The organism is Cytobacillus kochii, from assembly GCF_020171845.1.
Lineage (GTDB): Bacteria > Bacillota > Bacilli > Bacillales > Cytobacillaceae > Cytobacillus > Cytobacillus kochii.
In genome coordinates this window covers 252652-275258 of sequence record NZ_JAIVAM010000007.1, presented here as the reverse complement: position 1 = coordinate 275258, position 22607 = coordinate 252652, and the positions used below count along the sequence as shown (strand labels likewise).

The following is a 22607-nucleotide window of genomic DNA, read 5'->3' as shown; positions in this document are numbered from 1 at the left end:
TATTCGTTTTTCTAGATAAATAGAAAACTGCCTTATCAAAGGCAGCTTCCAGAAGAAACTATGCAGAAATTATACAAGGGGATTTACTATATTTTACATAAATGATACAAAAGAACAGCTTTAAGTCTAAACCTTGGGCCTTGCCCAAACCCACCGAGGAAACCTTCCCCAGACCCCATTTAATCGAACTCCCTATCCCCTCAACTCGCTCATTTTACAGAAGCGAGTTTCTTGTTCTTATAACGATTCATTTACTTGTACATGGTATCTGCCCCTAGGTACAACCATAGGTGAGAGGGACACAGGGTCATTGATGACAGTGCAATCTAGACCAAAAACTTTTTTCACAAGATCAGTTGTGATGACTTGAGAAGGTTCACCTTCTGCGATGAGCTGCCCTTTTTCTAATGCGAAAATGTAATCTGCGTAACGTGCAGATAAGTTAATGTCATGCAAAACCATGACGATAGTTGTCCCGTATTTACGATTGAGATCGGTTAATAAATCTAAAATTTCTACTTGATAGGCAATGTCCAAAAACGTAGTGGGCTCGTCTAAAAATAAAATATCTGTTTGTTGTGTCAGTGCCATGGCGATCCATACTCGTTGTCTCTGACCACCAGATAGTTCGTCAATATTACGATCGGCCAGTTCTGCGATATTCATAATTTCCATTGCTTCAGCTACCGCTTCATAATCCTTCTTAGACCAACCACTGAACATTTTCTGGTGAGGATAACGCCCTCTACCTACGAGATCAGTTACTGTAATTCCCTCTGGAACAATAGGGGACTGTGGTAAAATACCGAGTACCCGAGCGAGTTGCTTCGGTGGAATTTGATCAATTGATTTCCCATCAAGAATAACCTGACCGGACTGTGGTTTGATTAGCCTCGCCATCGTTTTTAACAAAGTCGATTTTCCACAAGCATTTGCCCCGATAATGACATTTATTTTATTGCTTGGAATCTCCACATCCAACCCATGGAGAATCGTTTTCTGATCATAACCGGCTACGACTTCCTTCGTTTCAAATTGGTGTATTGTTTTCATTATAAACTACCCTTTCGATTCATACGGATAAGTAAGTAAATTAGATATGGTGCCCCGAGTAATCCAGTAATAATACCAACAGGATATCTAGTTGTAAAAGCAAACTGACCAATCAAGTCAGCTGCTAAAACAAGATTCACACCAACGAGACCTGCAGGAATGACATTAGAATACCCGACACCAACTAGTCTTTTGGCAATCGGTCCAGCTAAAAAGGCAACGAAAGCAATCGGTCCGGTCGTTGCGGTGGCAATGGCTAGCATGGCGACCGAAGTTAGTACAAGGAGTATTCTTGTTTGATTCGTATTCAGTCCGAGCGATGTCGCGGATTCTTCACCTAATTCAAGAATCCCAAGCTGTCTACCCAAAATGGCAACAATAGGCGCGCATAGGATGACAGTAATCATTAATGGAATCGTTGAATCTAGCTGAGCACCATTCAAGCTGCCGTTTAACCATCGTAAGGCAGTAGGTATATCTTCTTGCGCCCCTCGCATTAATAGAAAAGAAATGGCTGCACTCAACATAGCTTGGATACCAATACCGACTAGTATTAATCGTCCGATGGAAAAAGATTTTCCTTTAGATAAAATAAAAATAAGGAAAACCGTTAATAATCCGGCAATGACAGATGCAATAGATACGACCGTGTTACTTGTATGGAAAATAAGAATACAAATTAAAGCTGCCACACTTGAACCAGCAGTAATACCCAGAATATCGGGGTTAGCAAGCGGGTTCCTTAGCATCGTTTGGAATGTATTCCCAGCTATGCCGAAAGCAATACCAGCAAAAAAACCAGCTAACATTCTCGGGAAGCGGATTGTATTGACGGCAAAGGAAGCACCGCCAGCAGCATTCCCTGTTAGTGCACTCCAAATCTCTTGTGGCGGATAATAGGAGTTACCAAACATAAGCATGGCACAGCATAATGCTAAGGATGTAGCAAAGAGTATGCTATTAATCAGTAACCAGCGCTGTCTTCTTTTTATTCGTCCTTGTTTAATAACGGTTAATAATGGATGTCTCATAGTGAACGCACCTTCATTCTAATCGCTAAAAATATTAATAAAGGCGCTCCAATAAAGGCTGTAACAACTCCAGCTTCTAACTCCCCTGGGCTACCGATGATACGACCAGCGATATCTGCGATTGTTAAAATGACTGCACCTGATATTGCCGACATGGGAATGGTGAATCTAAGATCAGCACCTAGAATGAGTCTCATCAGGTGCATCGCTAATAAACCGACAAAGCCAATTGGACCGGCTAGCGCAGTTGCGGCACCACATAAAATAACCCCTGCAAATGCAGCGATTAAACGAATCATACCGGTTCTGACACCTTGTCCGGTAGCCACTTCGTCACCGAGTGCTAATGCATTCAAAGCAGAAGCAGTCATGATCGCAAGCAAAATACCTACAACTAAAAAAGGTAAAAAAGTGAGGATTAAGTTCCAGTTAGCAGATCCTACACTACCTACTTGCCAAAATCTAAATTGATCCATGACATATGTACGAGATAGCATAATGGCACTAACGAGGGAAGAGAGAGCGGCACTTGTTGCTGCCCCAGCTAAGACGAGCTTAAGTGGGGTCGCACCTGAACTCCCCATTGAACCAATTCCATATACAAAAATCGCTGTTAGCATAGCTCCAACAATCGCAAACCAAATATATTCAGCTGCACTGCTAATTTGAAAAAAAGCTATCCCACAGACGACAAAAAGCGCTGCCCCTGTATTTACGCCAAGAATACTAGGGTCAGCAATTGGATTTCTTGTTACAGATTGCATGAGTGCACCGGAAACACCAAGAGCAGCACCGCATAATAAACTAAAAATCGTACGAGGGATACGTTCTTGCACAACACTTGAACTAAATGATTCTATTTCTGGGTGAAATAGACCGGTAAGTAACTCATTCCATGATACAAACCTTGCGCCAAATGCCAAAGAGGCAACAACACATAAGCATAGTAGAATGATAGATGCGACGAGCACAATTATCAGATGCTTTGGTAGATGCCTTTTTGGGACTTGCTTTTCAATTAAATTATTCATCAACTTTCTCAACCGCATCTGCGATTAATTCTAAGTATTCATCGATTGTATATTCGATAGAAAGCGGGTTAGGGTTCCCGGAAGCTGCAAGTGGTGTGTTGTTACCAATAAAGACAACCGATCCTCTTTCTATAGCTTTAATTTTGCCAAGACGAGCGTCTGCTTTTACTGCATCATATGTGCTTTCATCATTATAACCGATGATAATATCAGCATCATTAAGTACATCAGCATTTTCAGCACTCAAAGATAAAGAGAATGCATTTTCATCTTCGATTAGATTGGTAATACTCTCAGGTGTTTCTAATCCCATTTCCATAAGGAAAGATACACGTGGATCAGCAGGTGTATAGAGGTGGAACTGAGACAAATCGTTTGCTGAGAAGTTAGCCCAAACTACTTTCTTTCCCTTTAATTCAGGATACTCTGCAACTTTTTCCGCAACTAAATCCTCTGTATCTTTAATGAGTTGTTCTCCTTCTTTCTCCATACCCATCCCTTTGGCATTAAGAAGCACTTGTTCACGCCATGTTGTTGTCCAAGGAGTAGTTGGATATGCGACAACTGGTGCAATTTGTGTTAATAAATCGTAATCTTCTTGTGTAATTCCAGAGTAACCAGCAAGTATAACATCTGGATTGGAGTCTGCAATCGCTTCAAAATCAAGACCATCTGTATCTTGATAAATATTAGGATCTTTAATATCAAGTTCTTCAAGTTTCTTCGTAGTCCATGGAAGTAAGCCACTACCATCTTCTACACCATAGTTTGCTGCAGAAAAACCGACAGGCTCAACGCCTAGGGCTAGTACAACATCATGGTTCGCCCATTGAATTGTTGCCACTCTTTCAGGTTTTTCTTCAATCACTGTTTCCCCAAAAGCATGTTCAATTGTAATTGGATATTCTGTTTCGGATGGTTGATCTGTAGTTGTTTCCACCTCTTTATCTTTTTCATCTTCAGAAGCAGTTGATTCATTATTTGAGCAACCAATTAAGGCAAACATGGCGGTAGATACCAGTAATAGTAGTAATAAGAACGACTTCTTTGCTTTCATTTTTTTCCCCTTCTCTTCTATTAAACTGTGACAATCGTATGTAGTAATTTAATAACGATAATCATTCTCATTCAGTGTATAATTACCTAGAGTAGAAGTCAATCACTTTCGGAAATTTATAATAACTTTATAGGTGAATGATCAAGGCAATCAAGCTATTTTTGATAGGATCCTGTCATGTGGAAAATTTACAAAAGAAGAAATCATTGTTTAAAGGAAATCCAGGAATGGGGGAACATAGAAACGAGGATCACCTGACATAATCATGGAAGAGTATAAACTTTCATGAGGTAACTGCCAAGATGTATAGTCAAAAAGAAAATGCACACACAACAGATGAAAACCCGGCTAAGATGTGTTGGCAAAAGGAAAATACGCACACAAGAGATGAAAAACCCGCCAAGGTGTGTTGGCAAAAGGAAAATGCGCACACAAGAGATGAAAAACCCGTCTAAGATGTGTTGGCAAAAAGAAAATGCGCACACAAGAAATGAAAAACCGTCTAAGATGTGTTGGCAAAAGGAAAATGCGCACACAAGAGATGAGAAAACAGTCAAGATGTGTTGGCAAAAGGAAAATGCGCACACAAGAAATGAAAAACCGTCTAAGATGTGTTGGCAAAAAGAAAATGCGCACACAAGAGATGAGAAAACAGTCAAGATGTGTTGGCAAAAAGAAAATGCGCACACAAGAGATGAAAAACCGTCTAAGATGTGTTGGCAAAAAAGAAAATGCGAACACAAGAGATGAAAAACCAGCTATGATGTGTTGGCAAAAAGAAAATGCACACACAACAGATGAAAAACCAGCTAAGATGTGTTGGCAAAAAGAAAATGCGCATACAAGAGATGTAAAACCTTCTAAGATGTGTTGGCAACCCCCATAAAACCCCACATCATTTATTTCATTTTGCACTTACTGAAATAATCAAATACGTACATCTCTAGCATGACACTGACAGTTGGTATGTAATTAGAGAGCACCGCAAAGGAGCAGCCACTGCCTTTACCTTTTATCTAGGAGAATAACTAATAGCCACCATAATGCCGTGGTCGCCTCCCCTGACCGTGTGAAAACAATCACTCTAGATGACTACCAATATCATTTTGAATGAATGTATAATAATACCAAATGAATATAAGGAGGTTATTCAAATTTATGAAGTTCACTCAAGCTGTTTTTCCTCTTCTAGTTATCGTAACGATATTGTACTTGATGGTTAATCTTCTACTGTTCATTTTGTTTTCGGTTGCTGATGCTCATATGAATCTTCATACGATGCTATATGTCATTTTACCAAGTGTATTGTATTTTTTATGCGTGTGGTTTGCGATAAAACGCTTACGTCCAAATAGGAGGGAGAAGCCCAAACAACTTTGGTTGTTTTCTTTAGCATGGGTATGGCCAATCGCTTTGATTAGCCTACTAGTATTTAATGGCGTTCATGCCAAATTTAATGAAATGGATTGGAGAAATAATCCACACGAACGAGTGGGAATGATAGACGATTTATTAAATACGTATGATTTAAAAAATAGACATTATAACGAAGTAATTGAAAAACTAGGAACACCAACAGAAAACACGTATTTTAAGAGTGACAATAACATCGTTTATTATTTGGGTAATGAAAGGAGTATCATTAGTATTGATAGTGAATGGCTAATCATTACATTTAAAGAGAATCGAGTAGCTAATTATGAATTGAAAACAGATTAATAAGAAAAGCGCAAGGCGCCCGTAATCGTCGACAAGCATAAGACGAGCCGGCGGAAAGGTTGTTCTTTAACCTTTTTGACGGATTGGCTTATGACCTCGAGCCGATGGCGCCTGGAGCTAGACATGAAAACTCATTGAAAAATTTTATACTTTCTTATCTAATAAAAAAGGGATGCAAGTAATGAATTGCACCCCTTTTTTATCATCATGCTTTTACTAGCCTTTGATCAACTACTTTACCCTCAAAGGCGGCTTCATAAATTGTATAAATATCTTCTTTACACAATTCCATTGGACTTCGAGCGAGTAAACGAGTTTGTTTTGTCGCATCTTCTGTTAAAGAATCAAGTGCATCATGGCCAATGTTAAACCCTTTTAAAGAAGACGGGATGCCAACATCTTCGACTAAGCGTTTTAATTCTTCTACACAGCGGTGGGAAGCTTCTTCTTGTGAAAGATGGGTAGAGCTAAAGCCCATTGTATCGAGAATATCCTTCATCCTTTTTTCACATGCTGAACGAATATAGCCCATCACATATGGCAGAAGAACAGCGTTTGAATCACCATGGGCAATATGGAATTGACCGCCTAGTGGATAAGCAAGTGCATGAACCCCAGCTACACCTGCGTTAAAGAAGGCAATACCAGCTAAATAACTCCCATAGCTCAAGTCAATGCGTGCTTGTTTATTGTCGCCATGATGAACAGCTGTGCGGATGGATTGACTGATTAGGCGAATGGCCTGGAGTGCTAAAGCGTCCGTGACTGGGCTCGCATTTTTAGACACATATGCTTCAATCGCATGTGTAAGGGCATCGATACCAGTAGCAGCTGTTACCTTTGCAGGAAGAGACATTGTGAGTGCTGGGTCAACAATAGCTACATCTGCAAGTAAATAATCATGCGTGACGACATCTTTTGTTGTTTCCAATGAAAGGACGGAGATATTTGTTACTTCTGATCCTGTTCCAGATGTAGTTGGAATTAAGATGCTCGGTAATCCTTTTTTTGTAATCGATTTTGTGCCGGTTAGATTTAAATAATCAGCTACATCACCTTCATGAACAGCGATAACGCCAGCTAATTTTGTTAAGTCAAGTGCACTTCCGCCACCGATGCCGATGACCATATCAAAAGCGTGTTCGCGCGTATAGGAGACCAGTTTTTCCCCAACAGCAAGTGGTGGTTCAGGAACAACATCAGTGTAAACATCAGTGATATATCCTGCCTCATTAAGTGGGTGTGTCACTTTATCCGTTAAGCCAATTTCTTTTAAAAAAGGGTCAGTAATCACAAGGATTTTTTTGACGTTAAACTTTTCTACTTCTTCAACGAGGTGGGAAAGGGCATCCCAGCCCGTGTAGCTTATAGGGGTAAAGGTGATTTTTTCAGACATGATGGTCACTCCTCTAATTAATTTTGGTTCCAAACAATTAATTTTGTTTCTGTCATTTCGTGAATCGCGTATTTCAAACCTTCTTTGCCCGTACCGCTTTCTTTCACTCCGCCATATGGCATTTGGTCTACACGATAGGTTGGAATATCATTAATCATCACGCCGCCCACTTCAAGTGCTTTAGAAGCATGGAAGGCAGTTTGAATATCATTAGTGAAAATCCCAGCCTGCAAACCATAGTCAGAATCATTGATTGCAATAATACCATCTTCAATTGAAGAGATACGGTTAACAATAACAATAGGGGCAAACACTTCTTGGCAAGAAACCTTTGCAGTCGCATCGACATTCGTTAAGATGGTTGGTAAAAATACGCCATTTTCAATTTTTCCGCCTGTAATAATCTCTGCTCCTAAGGAGACTGCTTCATCAACCCAACTCAATGCGCGCTCCTGTTCAGCTGGATGAATCATCGCTGATAGGTCAGTTGTTGCATGCATGGGATCACCGATTGTTAATGCCTGAGTAGCTTCGGCAAACTTTTCAATGAACGCAGGGAAAATCTCTTCTAGTACGTACGTACGTTGCAGAGAAATACAGACTTGCCCTTGGTTAGAAAAGGCACCTGTTACACATTTAGCTACGATTTCTTCTAAGTCTACGTTTCTATCAATAATCAGTCCTGCATTAGAGCCGAGTTCTAGTGCAACTTTCTTTAGTCCTGCTTTATTGCGAATACCAATACCAACGGCTGGGCTACCAGTGAAAGTAATCATTTTCACAAGCGGATTCTCGACAAGGGCATCTCCGACAATACGACCACTGCCAGTAACTACGTTAAATGCACCCTTGGGTAAAGAAGTTTGGTCAAGGAGTTCAGCAAGAAATAGAGCAGATAATGGTGTTTGCGATGCTGGTTTTAATACAATCGGGTTTCCAGAGGCAATCGCTGGTCCCACTTTATGTGCTACTAAATTTTGTGGAAAATTAAATGGTGTAATGGCACCAATTACGCCAATCGGTTCCTCGATTGTATAGCCGAACCGATTAGCTCCGTTTTTGGCTGCGTCCATCGGAATCATTTCTCCTGTTAAGCGTTTTGCTTCCTCAGCTGCGAATTTATATGTCTCAATCGTACGGTCAATTTCACCTAGTGAGAATTTCAATGGTTTCGCTGATTCTAAAGAAATGATTTCAGCAGCTTTTTGTCGATTTTCCTTAAATAATAGAACAAGCTCTTCTAATATTTCTGCACGCTCGTAGGCAGTCAAACGAGCCATCTCTTTTCTTTTTTGATGCGCCATCTCAATGGTTTCTTCCACTTCCTCCTTTGAAGCTTGTGGAATTTGCGCAATCACTTTATTTGTATAGGGAGAGAGGAGGTCAGCATAGTTTGCTGAGTCTCTCCATTCACCATTGATATATAATTGTTTCTTCATAATTAACTCACCTGCTTTTCTTGATTTTTGAGATCTTCACTATCTTTATTAAACGTTTTGTCGATTTCTCCTTTAAAGAAATCTTTTCCGTATAATAATAGACAAAGAATAATACCTACCGCAAACGCCCAAGCAGCGCCTTTAATACATAGAACAGCTGCGACAATCCCAGCTACACCAAGATCTTTTTGACTTCGTGCTTCTAAAATACCAACTTTCACACTTACATATCCTTGAATAAGAAGAGTTAATGCCATCGCAACACCTAGTATAGGCTCAACGAAACTTACGATTGGCAGTAGCCATAATCCAGTATTTGTTCCCCAACGGAAAGAGCCTACGCCACCGTATAATGAGTCCATTGCTTTTCTGCCTTTTTTAAAGCGTTCAACCATAACAACTTGCATCGCACTCCAAGCTGGTCCGGCCATTGTGACATCAGGTCCAATGATACTCATTGCCCCGTTTCGAATACCAAATATCCAGTGAGAACGGTTTGGATTATATTCAACCTTTTCATCTGGACGTTTAGATTGTCCATCCTCTACTAATGCTTTTACTTGTAATACATCACCAAACAACACAATATATGCAGCCAAAACTGTAGGAATCGCGGTAATAAACATCATTAAAGGCGGTAAACCAATACCAAATACTGTGTATTCATTCCATAGAGTAATAAAGTCTGGGGAAGAAAAGCCCCATTCTATTGCAGGTAATTTAGCTTCACTAAAGATTGGAGCGATAAAAACAGCTAATAATATTACTGGGAATATCCCTAATTTAGCGACCGTTTTCCAAAAGACATTCTTATTTTGGAAGTGAATAAAATGTTTTGAAAATAAAAGATAAAACCCAATTCCAATAGCAATCGAGATGGTCCAAGGGAACAATTCAAAACGGCCACCAACTTGGAAAACAGAGATGACAGCTGCTAAACCAGCTCCTAGGATAACACCAGCTTTTAATGCGGGCGGAATAAAGCGAACAACCTTTGATGCCAATCCAGTAGCACCGAGTAATAATGATAGAATACCGAGTGTTAATTGGAAGGCGATCAGTGAGTGAACACGTTCAGGTCCTTCAGGGAATTGCTGACAGTACAGCATGATTAAAGGAATGGCTGGTGTTATCCAACCAGGTACAGCCGGATCACCTAGTAAATGATGTAATAAGTAAAAAAGTCCATTTAAAACAACAATAGCGAGTGCTACTTCAAAAGGCATACCGAGTAATTCCATTAAAAGCGGGATGGCTGATAAATCAACAGCACACATTAATAGTCCTTGCACATAATCGGGCCATTCAAAACGGTAATGGATAAAAGGTAAGCGAACCTTAAAAGGTCCTGCTGGGATATACGGTGATTCTTCGCCGTATTTTCTGTTTTTCCATTTCATGACGGTTTCTCTCCTCCTTAATTGTAAACCCTTACAAGTTAGAATATTAAATTATGAATACGTAACCATTTTTTTGTAAAGCGATTCCACATGAGTCGTTCAAGCTCATATGGAAGAGGGTAAGGGATTATGCTTTCAAAATGGTTACGTATTCATTTTTGCATAAATAAAAACTATTGATATGCCTTTGTTGTTTTCCTATTAAATACTTTAACAGATTCAGTGATTTTCACGCAACTGTTTTTTTTATTTTCAATCATTTCAATCAGTTCATTAATGGCTAGAAAACCTAAATTTTGCTCAGAGATACTTCCGACGGTTGTTAACTCGATACTACCGTGTTTACTTAAGTCAACATTATCGATTCCCACTACGCTAATATCGGCTGGGACACGATAACCGGCTTTTGTTGCTTCATCGATGGTTTGTAGAGCGATTGCATCTGTGGCAGCACAAATAGCTGTAGGTGGAGTTGGTAATTGCATCAGTTTTTCAAATGCTTCTTTTACCGCTTGTTTTGATGTATTCGTTTGAATCACGTATTGCGATGCAAGGTCTTGAGTGTTCATCCCTTCCACGAAGCCATCGTATCTATTTTTAAATGTACTAACGGTAGAGGGACCTCCAATCCAAGCAATTTGTTTATGACCTAACTCTAGCATATGACGAGCTGAAAGTATGCCAGCCTGAAAATTATCGATTTCAACGAAATGTTTATTATTAATATGTTTTCGATTATATGTAATAAATGGTATATCCATTTTCTCAAACTTCTCGAAAATAGGATCATCAAGTAAGATACAGGACATCACGACCCCATCTACCTTATTTTCAACTACTGAAGTATATGCCTCATTTAATTTCTCATCATTCACAAATTGAACATGCACACGATAACCTTTGCTATTAGCGTAATTAACAATTGCTGCTGTTGTATCGACAAAAAAAGGATTATGAAGGGGTCCAGAAAGTAACGCAATCGTGTTTGTTTTATTTTGTACAAGAGAACGCGCATGGGCATTCGGAATGTAATGAAGTTCTTCAATCGCAGCCATCACTTTATCTACTGTTGGTTTTTTGACTAGGTTTGGAGTATTAAGTACACGTGATACGGTCGTTTGAGAAACGCCAGCATGTTTGGCAACATCCTTAGAAGAGACCATCTAGTTTCCTCCTTTCAAGAAAAACTGTGCTTCCTTATTTTATCAGATTCCCATGGGTGAGAGAAGTCAAAATGACCTAGATTAAGTGCCAGTGAAAAGGGTAAGCAGAGAGTATGAAAGGAAGCGACTAAAATGAAAAAAACGATGCTCTTAGTGTTTACAAGTATTTTATTGTTTTCTGGCTCTGCTGTATCGGCTAAAACAATCCATTCATTTAGCGAGCAGACAACAATTTATGATTATATTGTCTCTGAAAGCTACAGTAAGAACGGTGCAAAAGTAGCCGTTATTGGCAGTAGTGTTGCTCGTGGAAAAGGAGCATCTCATCCGATGTTTTCTTGGTTTCGTTTATTAGAAAAGGAAGTGCGAGAACGCCATTTGCCACATAAAAAAAAGCTGTCATTTCATAATTTTGCTAAAAGCGGTTACACCTTAAATATGCTACTTAAGGATGGAACGGTTGAAAAGTTGGTAAAATCAGAGCCTGATTTGGTAATGATTGAAACAGGTGTCGTTAATAGTTATCAATATCATCAAAGCATAAAAGAAACGGAGCAAGCGATTGAAAAAACCGTTGATAAAATTAAAAAGGCCACTCCTGATACGAAAATTCTTTTTCTTTCTCCCAATCCGACAACTGTTCTTTATAACGGAAAAATTGATAATAAGCGCAATCATTCTTATCAAGACTATTTAAAAGCAACAGAACAGTATATTAAAGAAAACGAGTGGCCATATATAGATATTTATCGACCGATGGCAAAAAGAATGGCGGACAGTTCCATTGATTTACAAGACACATTGGCAGATGGGGTGCATCCGAATAATATTGGTTACTATATTTGGTTTCAAGTAATGAATGAGTACTTCAATCAGCCGATCCCGTGGTAAAATGAAAGAAAACCTCGGAGCTGATGAATGTTGAAACAACAATTAAGTTTAATGGAAGCATATATGATTGAGCTTTTACGTAATCAAGGTGTAACGGATGAAGAAATTATAAGAAAATCTTTGTCAAACGAAGTGACAGAGTGGAGGAAGTATAACGAGCAGTTCGATTTTGAACAATTAGCTCATCTGGCTCAAAAAGATGAGGCAAACTTTGTTTCAATGATTAACAATGGTTACCGCATCAAATTCCTTACCTTCCCTGGCTTGCAACGCATGTTAAGTATGAAGTTCGGATTAGAGAAAGACCAAGATTACACGCTTGTAGAAAACGGAGTAACTAATGTAAAAGTAAGTGAGAGTCAATTAAACGAGATAGAAAAAGTTTTATCGTTCAACTGGAAAATAAAGAGAGAAGAAACTTCGGTTTCTATCCAAAATGGCTAAAGAAAGATAGCATTCGTTTCTTCATTAGGCGAATGCTTTTATCATTTCTCTTTACTAGAAGACCATAAATAATAGAATATAGAAAAGAATAAAGAAGCTCCTATTGCGTATGGTATGGGAGAACGAAAAAGAATTAATAGACAAAAGGGCATGGTAATAAGAATGGTTTTTTTCCAAAACAAGCAATGATCTTCCTTTCCAAAAAAGGTTGAATATGTGAAAAAGAAAACTTAGGAGGATATAATCACTTGATGAATTATAAATTTTCACCTGAATTAAGTCAGGCGATTGTTGATGGGATATTAAAAGGATATAGACATTACATTCATGAGCGTGAACAGAAGAAACGTGAAATGCTTATTAGTACAGGTTATGCATGGGTAAAAGGCAATCATATTGAAGATGCCGTAGCACAAGAATGCCGCAAACTCGGGATTCAATTTGAATTTTCTAAAGCCGGTTATGCATGGGGTTATCTTAAATTCGAAAATAAGGCAACAAACTCTTTATTTATCATTAAAAGTGGAGGACCTTCACCACAATCATCACCGAGTCGAAAAGAGGAGCACTATTTAGTTGAACTCTCCAAGATTAATCGTCATATTGATTGGCAGCAATTAGAACAAATGAATGAAGTAGGAGAACAGTTAATGTTAGAAGACGTCACTTCTCAGAATTTTGAACAATTAAGCTTCGGTGGATTCGATTCTCTTAAACAAACGTTTGATCAATTTTATATTGTCTCCTATGAAATGGATGAAACAAAACTATTATCAAAAATTCAACTGCTTATGCCAACTCCGGGCATGAAGAAAATTCATTTAGTTGAAGACTGGTTACCTCTGGCATTTCATTCATCTTATCATATTACAGAGATTGAAGTAGAAGGAATTAGAGGAGAATAACAGGAGGGCTATCTATAGGAGATAGCCCTTCTTAATTATTGTTTTTGTTCTTTTATCCAGTGAATAATGGTATCGATGATCGTTTCTTGTTGTTTCTTAATAGAAATGTCGGCTGGGTTGTCACCAGATTGTTCTCCGTATACACCAAAATAGGCATGGTTTCCTCCTTCGATTTCTACGAAGTCTGCTTCATCTGGAAGAAAAACCTTCTTCTCGTCAACTTTAGCGGGCGTACTTAGTCCATCATTTGAGCCACTTATGGATAAGACAGGTAATTGCGAATTTGTCAGTGTATCATTATCAGAGGCATAGGCACCCAGTAGTATTAAACCATGTACTTGATCTATGTTTTTATCGGCGTACATGGCTGCTGCTGCACCACCCATTGAATGGCCTCCAACAAACCAATCTACATCTTTATACGTACTAATGATTTCGTTAGCTTTAGAAACATCAAGTATGGCGATGTTTAGTGTTACATGTGGTATAGCGATAAATAGATTTTCTTTAGCTAATTCTTGACCAATATAAGCATAAGCTTCGGGTTCTACTTTTGCACCCGGATAAAGAATCAGACCTATTTGACTATTAGGGTCACCGTATAAGAGCCAATCATCTTCAGCGCTTATTTGGTTGTCTACGGGGATCGTTGGCTCATTCACTGAATGATAAGTGAGCTGAGTCCAGATGAAAAATCCACCGATTGCTGTAACTACTAGAGCTGATAGGATAAGGAATACTTTTGATTTGATTATTTTCTTCATAATTTGCCTCTTAAGTTGTATTTACTTTTTGAAAAATTTGTAGAGCGTATAGATAAAAATAACGATTAATAAAAGGATGAGGATCATCACAAAGGTTTTCACAGCATCATTAGGTGTTTCTGCATATATACCAATGTATGCCCAGATGAAAACAAGTGTATAAATAAAGTCTTTAAATCGAATAGAGAAAACAATCGCTAATATTGTAGCAACTGCTAACATAATAAAGGTCCAAGTCACTTCATTCAATCCGAGAAAAACAGTCTGTTCCATCCCTACAAACCAAACAAATACATTTAAAATACTTGCTACAGAAACCCAACCAATATAAATGGAAAATGGTAGTTTTTCAAAGAAAGTATGAGTGGTATCGTTTATTCTGCCATAGATCAGAATTAAGGTGACAAGTAAAGCAAAAATGATGATTACTGATGTAAGTAGTGCTTGAGCAGTAAAAGCTAGAATCCAACAGCCATTTAATAAAAAGTTAAGAGCTGGTAGGTAGCTAGTTTTTACATAAACAGCATCACCTTTCACGAAAAAAGCTCTGATAATCCAAATAAATAAAAGGAAATAAATGAACCCCCAAATGGAAAATGCAAAACCAGCAGGTTGTAATAAAGGTTGGTTAGCATCAGCAACATTGCCAACATTTGTAGCGGACCAATAATTTAAGAAAATCATTATAGCGAAAGTAATAAGGTAGACAATACCTAGTTTCTTTGACTGATTCATGAATGAGCCTCCCCTTGATAAATAAAATGATGGTATTAATTGTAATACCCTAAAGTGAACGGTAATAATCATAGTTATCTACCAGGGGGAAGGCGAAGTGACATATGTCTTAATTTGATAGTAGTTGTTTTATTTTTTCCTCAAAATCACTTGGTTTGTCTGTAGGACCGAAGCGCTCTACCACATTTCCATTTTGATCAATGAGAAACTTAGTAAAGTTCCATTTAATGCTTTTGCTCAGAAAACCTTTTGCTTCTGTCGTTAAATAATTGAATAAAGGGTGTGCTTCTTTTCCATTCACTTTAATGATTTCATGCATAGGAAATGAAACACCATAGGTCATCCGACAAGCTTCACTCGCTTCCTCAGCAGAGTCGAGTTCTTGTTTAAATTGATCCGAAGGAAATCCTAATATAACCAGTCCCGCATCTTTATATTTTTGATATAGGTTCTCAAGTTCTGCAAATTGTGGGGCCAAACCACATTTTGTTGCGGTATTGACAATTAGTAATACCTTGCCTTCATATTGCTCCAATTGATAATTGGTACCGTTTTCGAGTTTTACGTTTATATCATATAAATTCATTTTTTCTCCTCCCCGTCATTTAATTGAGATAACAGTGTATTCAATTCTTGTAATTTTAATTTGAATTGGTCATCAAATATAGCAAATGAATCCCATTTTGTAGCCTTAGTTGAAATCATTTCTGATATCGTACTTTCGGAGTTTCTTCCTTTTGTGGTCAATGAAATGACTACAGATCTTTTGTCCATTGGTGAGGGTGTTTTCGTTATATAATCTTTTTTTACTAGTTTAGAAATAATGGGGTTTAAGGTACCAATCCCTAACGATAACTTTTCACTTAATTGTTTAATAATCATATGATCATTTTCCCACAGAGCGAGTAAGACAATATATTGAGGGTAAGTGAGGTCAAACGGTTCCAGTGCTTTCCGGTATAACTTAGTATATTGATTTGTTGCTTTATAAATAGCAAAACATAATTGACTCTCTAAGGTCTGTGCTTTTACTTTGGCCACCTCCTTATTTAAATCGTACACGATACATTATATATCGGGTACGATGTAAATGCAAAAATAAGATGACAATTAAATCATATGTAACAGTTGTTTTCAGTTTCTGTAAATTCCTCCTTTACAATAACTCAGTGATGTTATAATACGAGCAATAATTGTAAGGAGGTCCATTTTCATGATACTTCAAGAAGAAATTAAAGGACTAACGACGAAAGTATTTGGAAAAAACAATCAACTAATATACGATGAAGAATCGTTTATTTTTAAAAATGCTGAATTAAAAATCACTGGTTCAAATAATAAAATCCATATTGGAAAAGGGACAAAACTATCCAATATATTAATTCACATACGAGGTTCAAATAATGAAATTATGATAGGGGAAAATACCGACTTGATTGGTCATATATTATTAAAAGGCAAAAAACAATCAATTAAAGTGGGTGACCGAACAACCTTTAAGAATGTCTATCTATTATCACAAGAAGGAAAGAATATTACCATTGGAGCGGACTGTATGTTTTCTTATGATATAGCCGTGAGAACAACAGATGCTCATTCCGTTCTTGACCTTGAAACAAATGAAAGATTGAACGGTGCAAAGGATGTGGTCATTGGTAATCATGTTTGGGTTGCTGCTAGTTGCTTGATCTCCAAAGGCGCGGTGATTCCGGACGATACGATCATCGGAGCAAGATCAGTTGTTACTAAACCTTTCTCCGAAGCACATACAACCATTGCAGGCTCTCCAGCTAAGATAATCAAAACAGGAACAACTTGGAGTCGAGAGCGGTTATAGGTGTGGAGTGATAATTATGATGAATTTCATTTCAATAATGAAGAGCCTTATTATATTTCAAATGTAATAAGGCTTAAAATTTATAAATTAAATGGAATAGTGCTTATTGGTCAAGCTTAAGTGAGTAGTATGATAATCTTATAATCTCTTGAGATTGTGGAAGAATAATATATTAAAAATCGTTAGCATCCTTGTCTACTTTTAGCTCATTTTTTTTGCAAATCCAATACTTCTTTCTACATAACCATTCTTTTTATAAAAATTATGAGCGCTAATTCTCTCTGGTCTATCCCCGCTGTTCAGCCCTATTCCAGTTGCTCCAATATTCTTTGCCCAACTTTCCGCTTTTTCTAATAGTTGTTTGCCTATTCCCTTATTCCGATAATTTTTATCTACGACAAGGACAACAATGCGGATATAAAATCCATCCAGTTCATAGTAATAACCCTTAACAAGACCAATCATTCCAACTATTTTGCCATTAGATGATGCTATTAAAGTATGATAATCTGGATTTGAATATATATCATTTAGTCTTATTTTCATTTTATTAATTGTGGTAGGATACCCAAGATGCCCCATCAATTGAGTTATCCCTTCGATATCATTCAATGTGGCTTTCCTAATTTCCATTATTAATCACACCTAACAAATATTATTTCTTTCAGATTTCTATAATGATTAAAAAATTCCCTCCCTGAACGAAGCTGTCTCCTTTTTTCATAGATGTTATTCATACCTTTGTAAAAAAAAGATATATAAATTCTATTAAGTTCAGAAGATAAAAGAACTGAAAAATGGCTCTATTTCTTCCAAAACGATCCATTTAATAGAAGCTATTTAATACAAATGTTGATAACTCTTATTTAGATATCGTTATCTATTCACATCTACCAAAAATTGCTATACTTAAGAATAGACCAACCATTATACATTAAGTACCTCAAAAACTCTTCCATTCCAAAATTTGAAATGCAGGTGAAGCTTGTGTTAATTAAAGATTCTTGGTTTACTGTGCAATTAATTGATAGTAAAACGTATGCGATTAGTGAATATGGCCACTGGGAAAAAGTACATTCGTTTTTACTCATTGGTGAAGAAAAAGCGGTACTCATTGATACAGGACTTGGAATAGATAACATTAAACGTATAACCGATCAATTAACTTCCTTACCTATTGAGGTCATAACAACGCATGTTCATGTCGATCATATTGGTGGACATGGATTGTACGATACGATTTACGTTCATGAGCTAGATAAAGACTGGTTAATTAATGGTATTAGTGGTCTTACGCTCCAACAAATCCGCACTGATATACAAAGAGATATTACAATCCCCACCCCAAAAACATTTAATCCTGAAACGTATCAGCCTTTTACAGGAGAGCCGACCGCTTTACTAGCGGATGGTGATGTGCTGCAATTAGGGAATCGAAAACTTAAGATCTATCATACGCCAGGACACTCACCGGGGCATATTACTATTTTTGATGAAACATATAACTACCTATTTACAGGTGATTTATTGTATGATACCGAGCCTATATTCGCTTTTTATCCTTCGACGAGTCCCTCTGATCTCGTACGATCAATTGAAAAAATAGCGCTGATTCCCAATGTTGCAAAAGTGTTCGGATCACATCATACATTAGGATTAGCACCGACTGTTTTGCAGGAAGCATATGATGCAGTTCAGTATTTAAAGAGTCATCAATTGGATCAATTTGGGACAGGCATACATTCCTTTCAACAGATAAGTTTCCGATTTTAGACAGAAAGAAGGGTGAATGGTGAAAATATACATGACAAGACATGGTCAGACAGAATGGAATAGAGAAAGAAGGCTACAGGGAAGATTAGATTCTGACCTAACAACAATTGGGAGGGAGAACGCCAAATTATTAGGAGAACATTTAAGCAAAGTCCCGTTTGATGCGATTTATGCCAGTCCAAGTGGAAGAACGATGATGACGGCGAGCCTGATTAAAGGCAATCGCCCAATTAAGATTTTTACTGATGAGGATTTACAAGAGATTTATATGGGAAGTTGGGAGGGGCAGCAACAATCAGATGTAGAAAAACAATACGCAGATGAGTTCCATGCCTTTTGGCGTGCGCCTCATCTCTATCATCCAACAGAACGAGAAAGTTTTCAGCAAGTACAGGATCGAGCAGTAAAAGTGCTAAAAAGAGTGATGGCAAACCATAAGAATGGAAATGTTTTGCTTGTAACACATACGGTCGTAATTAAAACGCTTCTTGCCTACTTAAAACAAATACCTATGGAAAATCTTTGGGATGCCCCGTACATTCATGATACTTGTCTTTCAGTAATTGACATTGTAAATGGTCAGAAAAATATCCTATTGGAAGCAGATATGTCTCATCTTCAACCGGACCAATATGAATTCACTTAGGGAGGTTACGTTGTGCAGAGAGAAATGACGGAAGCGGGTCATCTTTTAAATGATAAAGGAGAACTTGTTCAAGCAGGGTATGCAAAACAGCTCCTGCTTACATATGATCGAAAGGCCATCAAGGCTCAAGCGTGGAGAATAAAGGAATGGGATTATTATTTAGTTTGTAATGATGATTTTGGTGTCGCTCTGACCATTGCCGACAATTCCTACATGGCTTTATTGAGTGTGTCTTTTCTTGATTTTAAGCGTGCTTCTTATCGAACGACAAGTATGATGAAGCCTCTTACATTTGGGAAGTTGAAATTACCGTCGACTTCAAAGGAAGGCGATATTGTTTACCAAGATAAGCGAATTAAGCTGTCTTTTTCGCATATAAAGAATGGTAGGAAATTATGTTGTCATATGAAAAATTTCGATGGTAAAACTGACTTTGCCTGTGACATTGATTTAGTTAATGAGGCTAAAGATTCTATTGTAATGGCTATTCCATTTAAGGAAGATCGACAAGCGTTTTACTATAATCAAAAAATCAACGGGATGCGTGCAAAGGGCAGTGTCCACTATGGGCAAACAGAATATCAATTTCAGGAAAAGAACAGCTTTGCTACATTAGACTGGGGCAGGGGTGTATGGATATATAAAAATACGTGGTATTGGGGATCAGCATCTGGTGTTGTCGAGGGGAAAACATTCGGCTTTAATATCGGCTATGGTTTTGGCGATACTTCACTTGCCAGTGAAAATATGCTCTTCTATGATGGAGTGGCCCATAAACTGGACGAAGTTACTTTCCATATCCCACAAAATAATGGGATCCTTGACTATCTCTCACCTTGGCGATTCACTTCAAGCGATGGAAGATTCGAAATGGACTTCATCCCCATTTTAGATCGTAAAGACCACACCTCGGTCATAGTTATTTCTAGTGATCAGCATCAAGTATTTGGTCATTTCACTGGTAAAGCGGTATTGGATGATGGAACAACCATTGTACTGAAAGACTTTCTTGGTTTTGCTGAGAGGGTGGAGAATAAATGGTAAGAAAAAGGTGGTTATTATGGGTTGGTTAAATATAGGGAGTCTGGTTTTAGGCATGGTTGCTTGGATCTTACCGTTGCTGAATCTTAGTCGAGAACAAGAAAATACCAAACGGTGGACGACGTATTCATTTTTAAGTTTCATCTGTTGTAGTACGGCTATTTTATTCCAATTAATGGTGCAAAAATTTCTTGTAGAAATAGGAGATTTTAGTGCCTTGATGGATATAACCAGTTCAGCTGTCTTTGCTTCAAGTGTGCTTTTAGTCGTGACAATTCTATTGAATGTATTGGCATGGGTAAAATATACGAAAACGATATAGAAGGGGAATGAGGGTGGGTCGATGATAAACGAAGAATTTATTAAAGTGTGGAGTCATTACTTATCGCGTCTTTTAAGTGATCGTTTTTATGAACTTATCCTTCCCCTCATTGTTCTCGGTATTTCTGGGTCTCCTATTATAACGACGGCTGTATTAATGGTGCAAAAGGCGGCATCGATTCTCTTTGCCATTCCAGTAGGAACGTTTATTGAAAGAATCAATGTGGTGACTGTAGCTTGGGTTGCCAATTTCGTATACGGCTGTTTGTTATTTTTTCTTTCTTATATTTTCGCTAGAGGTATAGGGGACCTATGGTTGATCACTATCATTATATTTTTACTCGGTTTTGCTGGTCTTGTTATTCAAATTGCCCAACAAGCAATGATTCCCCGCATTGTTTCGAGAGAAAGGCTTTTAAGTGCGAATAATTTACTTGAGGCAGCGGATGCCATTGTTACATTCATTGGCCCAGCCTTAGGTGGCTATCTCCTTGCAACATATGGTGGCTCGACTACCCTCATCATTTGTGGCACGCTCTATCTCGCAGCCATGCTTCTGCTTATTTTCATAAAATACAATCATCAACCAACGGTGAAAAAACAACAAACTTTAATAAAAAGTGTAAGGACTTTTATCGAAGAATCGAAAGCAGGAATGGGCCAACTTTTTATTAATACGCCACAAATGTTAATTACTTTAACAGCGATATCCCTCTCTTTTAGTACCACCTTTATCATCCTCAGTGTCATCATGCATGCAGATTTAACGCTATCTTTTTCAGAAACACAAATTGGACTGTTACTGTCATGCGCCGGTATTGGTAATCTGCTAGGTGTTTTTCTCATGCCGCGGTTTAAGCAAATGAATTGGCTACCTTTCCTAGGTATCCTCATGGCTGTCTCAGGGGTTGGGATTATACTTTTGACCACTAGTCATTTTTATTTGATGTGTTTGGGGATGGTTCTATTTGATGGTGCGCTATCAATGGGATTTGTTGTCCAAATCTCTGTCCAACAAGGAATTACACCCGATCATTTAATCGCTCGCGTCAGAAGCGTAGTACATGTTCTGACAAGTCTTACCGGAATGCTCGCTACTTTCTTAGCAGGGGTGATAACTGAATGGAACACTTATTTGCCCTTCTTAATCGGGACCACAATATTAAGCTTATTATCTCTGTTTCTATTCAAATATAGACACAATGGTGTGAGGCTAAGTGAGATGAGACCACTGGATTGAAGGAAAATAGGGATAGTGGAGGTAATTAGGGAAAAAAAGATAAAAAGAAGTGTTGGGAAATGTGAAAGTTTCAATACGAACACAGCTAGGATGAAAAGCAGAACGATGGGTTGTCATATTGGAGAAACGAACACAACTAGGATGGAAAGCAGTGAGATGAGTTGTCAAAATGGGAATACGAACATAACTCGGACGAGAAGGAGGTAGGTGAGTTGCCAAAATGGGAATACGAACATAACTCGGATGAAAAGCAAGTAGACGAGTTGTCAAAATGGGAATACGAACATAACTCGGATGAAAAGCAAGTAGACGAGTTGTCAAAATGGGAATACGAACATAACTCGGATGAAAAGCAGGTAGATGAGTTGTCAAAATGGGAATACGAACACAACTCGTATGAAAAGGAGGTAGGTGAGTTGCCAAAATGGGAATACGAACATAACTCGGATGAAAAGGAGGTAGGTGAGTTGTCAAAATGGGAATACGAACATAACTCGGATGAAAAGGGGGTAGGTGAGTTGTCAAAATGGGAATACGAACATAACTCGGACGAAAAGGAGGTAGGTGAGTTGTCAAAATGGGAATACGAACATGACTCGGACGAAAAGGAGGTAGGTGAGTTGCCAAAATAGGAATACGAACATAACACGGACGAAAAGCAGGTAGATGAGTTGTCAATTTAGGAATACGAACACAACTCGTATGAAAAGGAGGTAGGTGA

The 22607-nt window shown here is 38.1% G+C and carries 26 protein-coding genes; 13 read left to right on the top strand and 13 right to left on the bottom strand.

Going from position 1 to position 22607, the window contains the following annotated elements:
* Positions 1-237: 237 nt before the first annotated feature.
* From LCM23_RS12520 to LCM23_RS12505, 4 genes are read right to left on the bottom strand one after another with little or no spacing between them, the layout of a single operon-like run.
* Positions 238-1053, bottom strand: coding sequence for an ABC transporter ATP-binding protein (locus tag LCM23_RS12520; protein ID WP_224937254.1), 816 nt, complete (start codon positions 1051-1053; stop codon positions 238-240).
* The gene (locus tag LCM23_RS12515; RefSeq protein ID WP_224937253.1) at positions 1053-2084 is read right to left on the bottom strand and encodes a FecCD family ABC transporter permease; all 1032 of its coding nucleotides are present in this window, start codon (positions 2082-2084) and stop codon (positions 1053-1055) included. The genes LCM23_RS12520 and LCM23_RS12515 overlap by 1 nt, the downstream gene beginning before the upstream one ends.
* On the bottom strand, positions 2081-3115 hold the full coding sequence (locus tag LCM23_RS12510; protein WP_224937252.1) for a FecCD family ABC transporter permease: 1035 nt from the start codon (positions 3113-3115) through the stop codon (positions 2081-2083). The genes LCM23_RS12515 and LCM23_RS12510 overlap by 4 nt, the downstream gene beginning before the upstream one ends.
* Positions 3108-4172, bottom strand: coding sequence for an ABC transporter substrate-binding protein (locus LCM23_RS12505; RefSeq protein ID WP_224937251.1), 1065 nt, complete (start codon positions 4170-4172; stop codon positions 3108-3110). The genes LCM23_RS12510 and LCM23_RS12505 overlap by 8 nt, the downstream gene beginning before the upstream one ends.
* Before the next feature lie 302 nt (positions 4173-4474).
* On the opposite strand from LCM23_RS12505, the gene LCM23_RS12500 reads away from it, so the two are divergent.
* From LCM23_RS12500 to LCM23_RS12490, 3 genes are all read left to right on the top strand, one after another.
* Positions 4475-4627 (top strand): hypothetical protein, encoded by a 153-nt coding sequence (locus LCM23_RS12500; RefSeq protein WP_224937250.1) that lies wholly within the window; start codon positions 4475-4477, stop codon positions 4625-4627.
* Positions 4628-4647: 20 nt separating this feature from the next.
* The gene (locus LCM23_RS12495) at positions 4648-5058 is read left to right on the top strand and encodes a hypothetical protein (protein WP_224937249.1); all 411 of its coding nucleotides are present in this window, start codon (positions 4648-4650) and stop codon (positions 5056-5058) included.
* 272 nt (positions 5059-5330) lie between these two features.
* Positions 5331-5891 (top strand): hypothetical protein, encoded by a 561-nt coding sequence (locus LCM23_RS12490; RefSeq protein WP_224937248.1) that lies wholly within the window; start codon positions 5331-5333, stop codon positions 5889-5891.
* A gap of 205 nt (positions 5892-6096) precedes the next feature.
* On the opposite strand, the gene LCM23_RS12485 is transcribed toward LCM23_RS12490, so the two are convergent.
* The 4 genes from LCM23_RS12485 to LCM23_RS12470 all read right to left on the bottom strand — a co-directional run bounded on the left by LCM23_RS12485 (position 6097) and on the right by LCM23_RS12470 (position 11289).
* Entirely contained in the window at positions 6097-7287 is a 1191-nt protein-coding gene (locus tag LCM23_RS12485; protein WP_224937247.1) for an iron-containing alcohol dehydrogenase, read from the bottom strand.
* Positions 7288-7304: 17 nt separating this feature from the next.
* Positions 7305-8726, bottom strand: coding sequence for an aldehyde dehydrogenase family protein (locus LCM23_RS12480; protein ID WP_224937246.1), 1422 nt, complete (start codon positions 8724-8726; stop codon positions 7305-7307).
* 2 nt (positions 8727-8728) lie between these two features.
* Positions 8729-10126 carry a hypothetical protein gene (locus LCM23_RS12475; RefSeq protein WP_224937245.1) on the bottom strand — a complete coding sequence of 466 codons (1398 nt, stop codon included), beginning with the start codon at positions 10124-10126 and terminating at the stop codon, positions 8729-8731.
* Between the two features lie 173 nt (positions 10127-10299).
* Entirely contained in the window at positions 10300-11289 is a 990-nt protein-coding gene (locus LCM23_RS12470; RefSeq protein WP_224937244.1) for a LacI family DNA-binding transcriptional regulator, read from the bottom strand.
* A 132-nt stretch (positions 11290-11421) separates the two neighbouring features.
* On the opposite strand from LCM23_RS12470, the gene LCM23_RS12465 reads away from it, so the two are divergent.
* The 3 genes from LCM23_RS12465 (at position 11422) to LCM23_RS12455 (ending at position 13529) form a co-directional block, all read left to right on the top strand.
* A complete protein-coding gene (locus tag LCM23_RS12465; protein ID WP_224937243.1) occupies positions 11422-12180 on the top strand; it encodes an SGNH/GDSL hydrolase family protein in 759 nt (252 codons plus the stop codon).
* A gap of 27 nt (positions 12181-12207) precedes the next feature.
* On the top strand, positions 12208-12624 hold the full coding sequence (locus LCM23_RS12460) for a hypothetical protein (RefSeq protein ID WP_224937242.1): 417 nt from the start codon (positions 12208-12210) through the stop codon (positions 12622-12624).
* A 251-nt stretch (positions 12625-12875) separates the two neighbouring features.
* A complete protein-coding gene (locus tag LCM23_RS12455) occupies positions 12876-13529 on the top strand; it encodes a spr1630 family ClpXP-sensitive toxin (RefSeq protein ID WP_455738027.1) in 654 nt (217 codons plus the stop codon).
* 35 nt (positions 13530-13564) lie between these two features.
* On the opposite strand, the gene LCM23_RS12450 is transcribed toward LCM23_RS12455, so the two are convergent.
* The 4 genes from LCM23_RS12450 to LCM23_RS12435 all read right to left on the bottom strand — a co-directional run bounded on the left by LCM23_RS12450 (position 13565) and on the right by LCM23_RS12435 (position 16069).
* Positions 13565-14293, bottom strand: coding sequence for an alpha/beta family hydrolase (locus LCM23_RS12450; RefSeq protein ID WP_224937240.1), 729 nt, complete (start codon positions 14291-14293; stop codon positions 13565-13567).
* Positions 14294-14314: 21 nt separating this feature from the next.
* Positions 14315-15028 (bottom strand): TspO/MBR family protein, encoded by a 714-nt coding sequence (locus LCM23_RS12445; RefSeq protein ID WP_224937239.1) that lies wholly within the window; start codon positions 15026-15028, stop codon positions 14315-14317.
* A gap of 109 nt (positions 15029-15137) precedes the next feature.
* Positions 15138-15614: a glutathione peroxidase gene (locus tag LCM23_RS12440; protein ID WP_224937238.1), complete on the bottom strand. Its 477-nt coding sequence runs from the start codon at positions 15612-15614 to the stop codon at positions 15138-15140.
* Complete coding sequence (locus LCM23_RS12435) at positions 15611-16069, bottom strand: MarR family winged helix-turn-helix transcriptional regulator (protein WP_224937237.1); 459 nt, start codon at positions 16067-16069, stop codon at positions 15611-15613. The genes LCM23_RS12440 and LCM23_RS12435 overlap by 4 nt, the downstream gene beginning before the upstream one ends.
* Positions 16070-16241: 172 nt before the next feature.
* Here LCM23_RS12435 and LCM23_RS12430 point away from each other — a divergent pair, with 172 nt between their 5' ends.
* Entirely contained in the window at positions 16242-16865 is a 624-nt protein-coding gene (locus LCM23_RS12430) for an acyltransferase (RefSeq protein WP_224937236.1), read from the top strand.
* A 201-nt stretch (positions 16866-17066) separates the two neighbouring features.
* On the opposite strand, the gene LCM23_RS12425 is transcribed toward LCM23_RS12430, so the two are convergent.
* Positions 17067-17498 carry a GNAT family N-acetyltransferase gene (locus LCM23_RS12425; RefSeq protein WP_224937235.1) on the bottom strand — a complete coding sequence of 144 codons (432 nt, stop codon included), beginning with the start codon at positions 17496-17498 and terminating at the stop codon, positions 17067-17069.
* A 339-nt stretch (positions 17499-17837) separates the two neighbouring features.
* Between LCM23_RS12425 and LCM23_RS12420 the strand changes: the two genes are divergently transcribed.
* From LCM23_RS12420 to LCM23_RS12395, 6 genes are all read left to right on the top strand, one after another.
* Positions 17838-18638, top strand: coding sequence for an MBL fold metallo-hydrolase (locus LCM23_RS12420; protein ID WP_224937234.1), 801 nt, complete (start codon positions 17838-17840; stop codon positions 18636-18638).
* A 19-nt stretch (positions 18639-18657) separates the two neighbouring features.
* The gene (locus LCM23_RS12415; RefSeq protein WP_224937233.1) at positions 18658-19284 is read left to right on the top strand and encodes a histidine phosphatase family protein; all 627 of its coding nucleotides are present in this window, start codon (positions 18658-18660) and stop codon (positions 19282-19284) included.
* 12 nt (positions 19285-19296) lie between these two features.
* The gene (locus LCM23_RS12410) at positions 19297-20328 is read left to right on the top strand and encodes a DUF2804 domain-containing protein (protein ID WP_224937232.1); all 1032 of its coding nucleotides are present in this window, start codon (positions 19297-19299) and stop codon (positions 20326-20328) included.
* Between the two features lie 52 nt (positions 20329-20380).
* Positions 20381-20647: a hypothetical protein gene (locus LCM23_RS12405; RefSeq protein WP_224937231.1), complete on the top strand. Its 267-nt coding sequence runs from the start codon at positions 20381-20383 to the stop codon at positions 20645-20647.
* Positions 20648-20668: 21 nt separating this feature from the next.
* Complete coding sequence (locus LCM23_RS12400; protein WP_224937230.1) at positions 20669-21886, top strand: MFS transporter; 1218 nt, start codon at positions 20669-20671, stop codon at positions 21884-21886.
* A gap of 212 nt (positions 21887-22098) precedes the next feature.
* Positions 22099-22518 (top strand): hypothetical protein, encoded by a 420-nt coding sequence (locus tag LCM23_RS12395; protein ID WP_224937229.1) that lies wholly within the window; start codon positions 22099-22101, stop codon positions 22516-22518.
* The last annotated feature ends 89 nt before the right edge of the window (positions 22519-22607 follow it).

Bases quoted from the DNA above. Each gene is read 5' to 3' on its own strand.
- LCM23_RS12455 (WP_455738027.1), top strand. From the start codon at position 12,876: ATGAATTATAAATTTTCACCTGAATTAAGTCAGGCGATTGTTGATGGG.
- LCM23_RS12440 (WP_224937238.1), bottom strand. From the start codon at position 15,614: ATGAATTTATATGATATAAACGTAAAACTCGAAAACGGTACCAATTAT.
- LCM23_RS12465 (WP_224937243.1), top strand. From the start codon at position 11,422: ATGAAAAAAACGATGCTCTTAGTGTTTACAAGTATTTTATTGTTTTCT.
- LCM23_RS12505 (WP_224937251.1), bottom strand. From the start codon at position 4,172: ATGAAAGCAAAGAAGTCGTTCTTATTACTACTATTACTGGTATCTACC.
- LCM23_RS12510 (WP_224937252.1), bottom strand. From the start codon at position 3,115: ATGAATAATTTAATTGAAAAGCAAGTCCCAAAAAGGCATCTACCAAAG.
- LCM23_RS12495 (WP_224937249.1), top strand. From the start codon at position 4,648: ATGCGCACACAAGAAATGAAAAACCGTCTAAGATGTGTTGGCAAAAGG.
- LCM23_RS12445 (WP_224937239.1), bottom strand. From the start codon at position 15,028: ATGAATCAGTCAAAGAAACTAGGTATTGTCTACCTTATTACTTTCGCT.
- LCM23_RS12520 (WP_224937254.1), bottom strand. From the start codon at position 1,053: ATGAAAACAATACACCAATTTGAAACGAAGGAAGTCGTAGCCGGTTAT.
- LCM23_RS12470 (WP_224937244.1), bottom strand. From the start codon at position 11,289: ATGGTCTCTTCTAAGGATGTTGCCAAACATGCTGGCGTTTCTCAAACG.
- LCM23_RS12485 (WP_224937247.1), bottom strand. From the start codon at position 7,287: ATGTCTGAAAAAATCACCTTTACCCCTATAAGCTACACGGGCTGGGAT.
- LCM23_RS12480 (WP_224937246.1), bottom strand. From the start codon at position 8,726: ATGAAGAAACAATTATATATCAATGGTGAATGGAGAGACTCAGCAAAC.
- LCM23_RS12515 (WP_224937253.1), bottom strand. From the start codon at position 2,084: ATGAGACATCCATTATTAACCGTTATTAAACAAGGACGAATAAAAAGA.
- LCM23_RS12405 (WP_224937231.1), top strand. From the start codon at position 20,381: ATGGTTGCTTGGATCTTACCGTTGCTGAATCTTAGTCGAGAACAAGAA.
- LCM23_RS12490 (WP_224937248.1), top strand. From the start codon at position 5,331: ATGAAGTTCACTCAAGCTGTTTTTCCTCTTCTAGTTATCGTAACGATA.
- LCM23_RS12460 (WP_224937242.1), top strand. From the start codon at position 12,208: ATGTTGAAACAACAATTAAGTTTAATGGAAGCATATATGATTGAGCTT.
- LCM23_RS12400 (WP_224937230.1), top strand. From the start codon at position 20,669: ATGATAAACGAAGAATTTATTAAAGTGTGGAGTCATTACTTATCGCGT.
- LCM23_RS12500 (WP_224937250.1), top strand. From the start codon at position 4,475: ATGTATAGTCAAAAAGAAAATGCACACACAACAGATGAAAACCCGGCT.
- LCM23_RS12475 (WP_224937245.1), bottom strand. From the start codon at position 10,126: ATGAAATGGAAAAACAGAAAATACGGCGAAGAATCACCGTATATCCCA.
- LCM23_RS12450 (WP_224937240.1), bottom strand. From the start codon at position 14,293: ATGAAGAAAATAATCAAATCAAAAGTATTCCTTATCCTATCAGCTCTA.
- LCM23_RS12425 (WP_224937235.1), bottom strand. From the start codon at position 17,498: ATGGAAATTAGGAAAGCCACATTGAATGATATCGAAGGGATAACTCAA.
- LCM23_RS12420 (WP_224937234.1), top strand. From the start codon at position 17,838: ATGCAGGTGAAGCTTGTGTTAATTAAAGATTCTTGGTTTACTGTGCAA.
- LCM23_RS12430 (WP_224937236.1), top strand. From the start codon at position 16,242: ATGATACTTCAAGAAGAAATTAAAGGACTAACGACGAAAGTATTTGGA.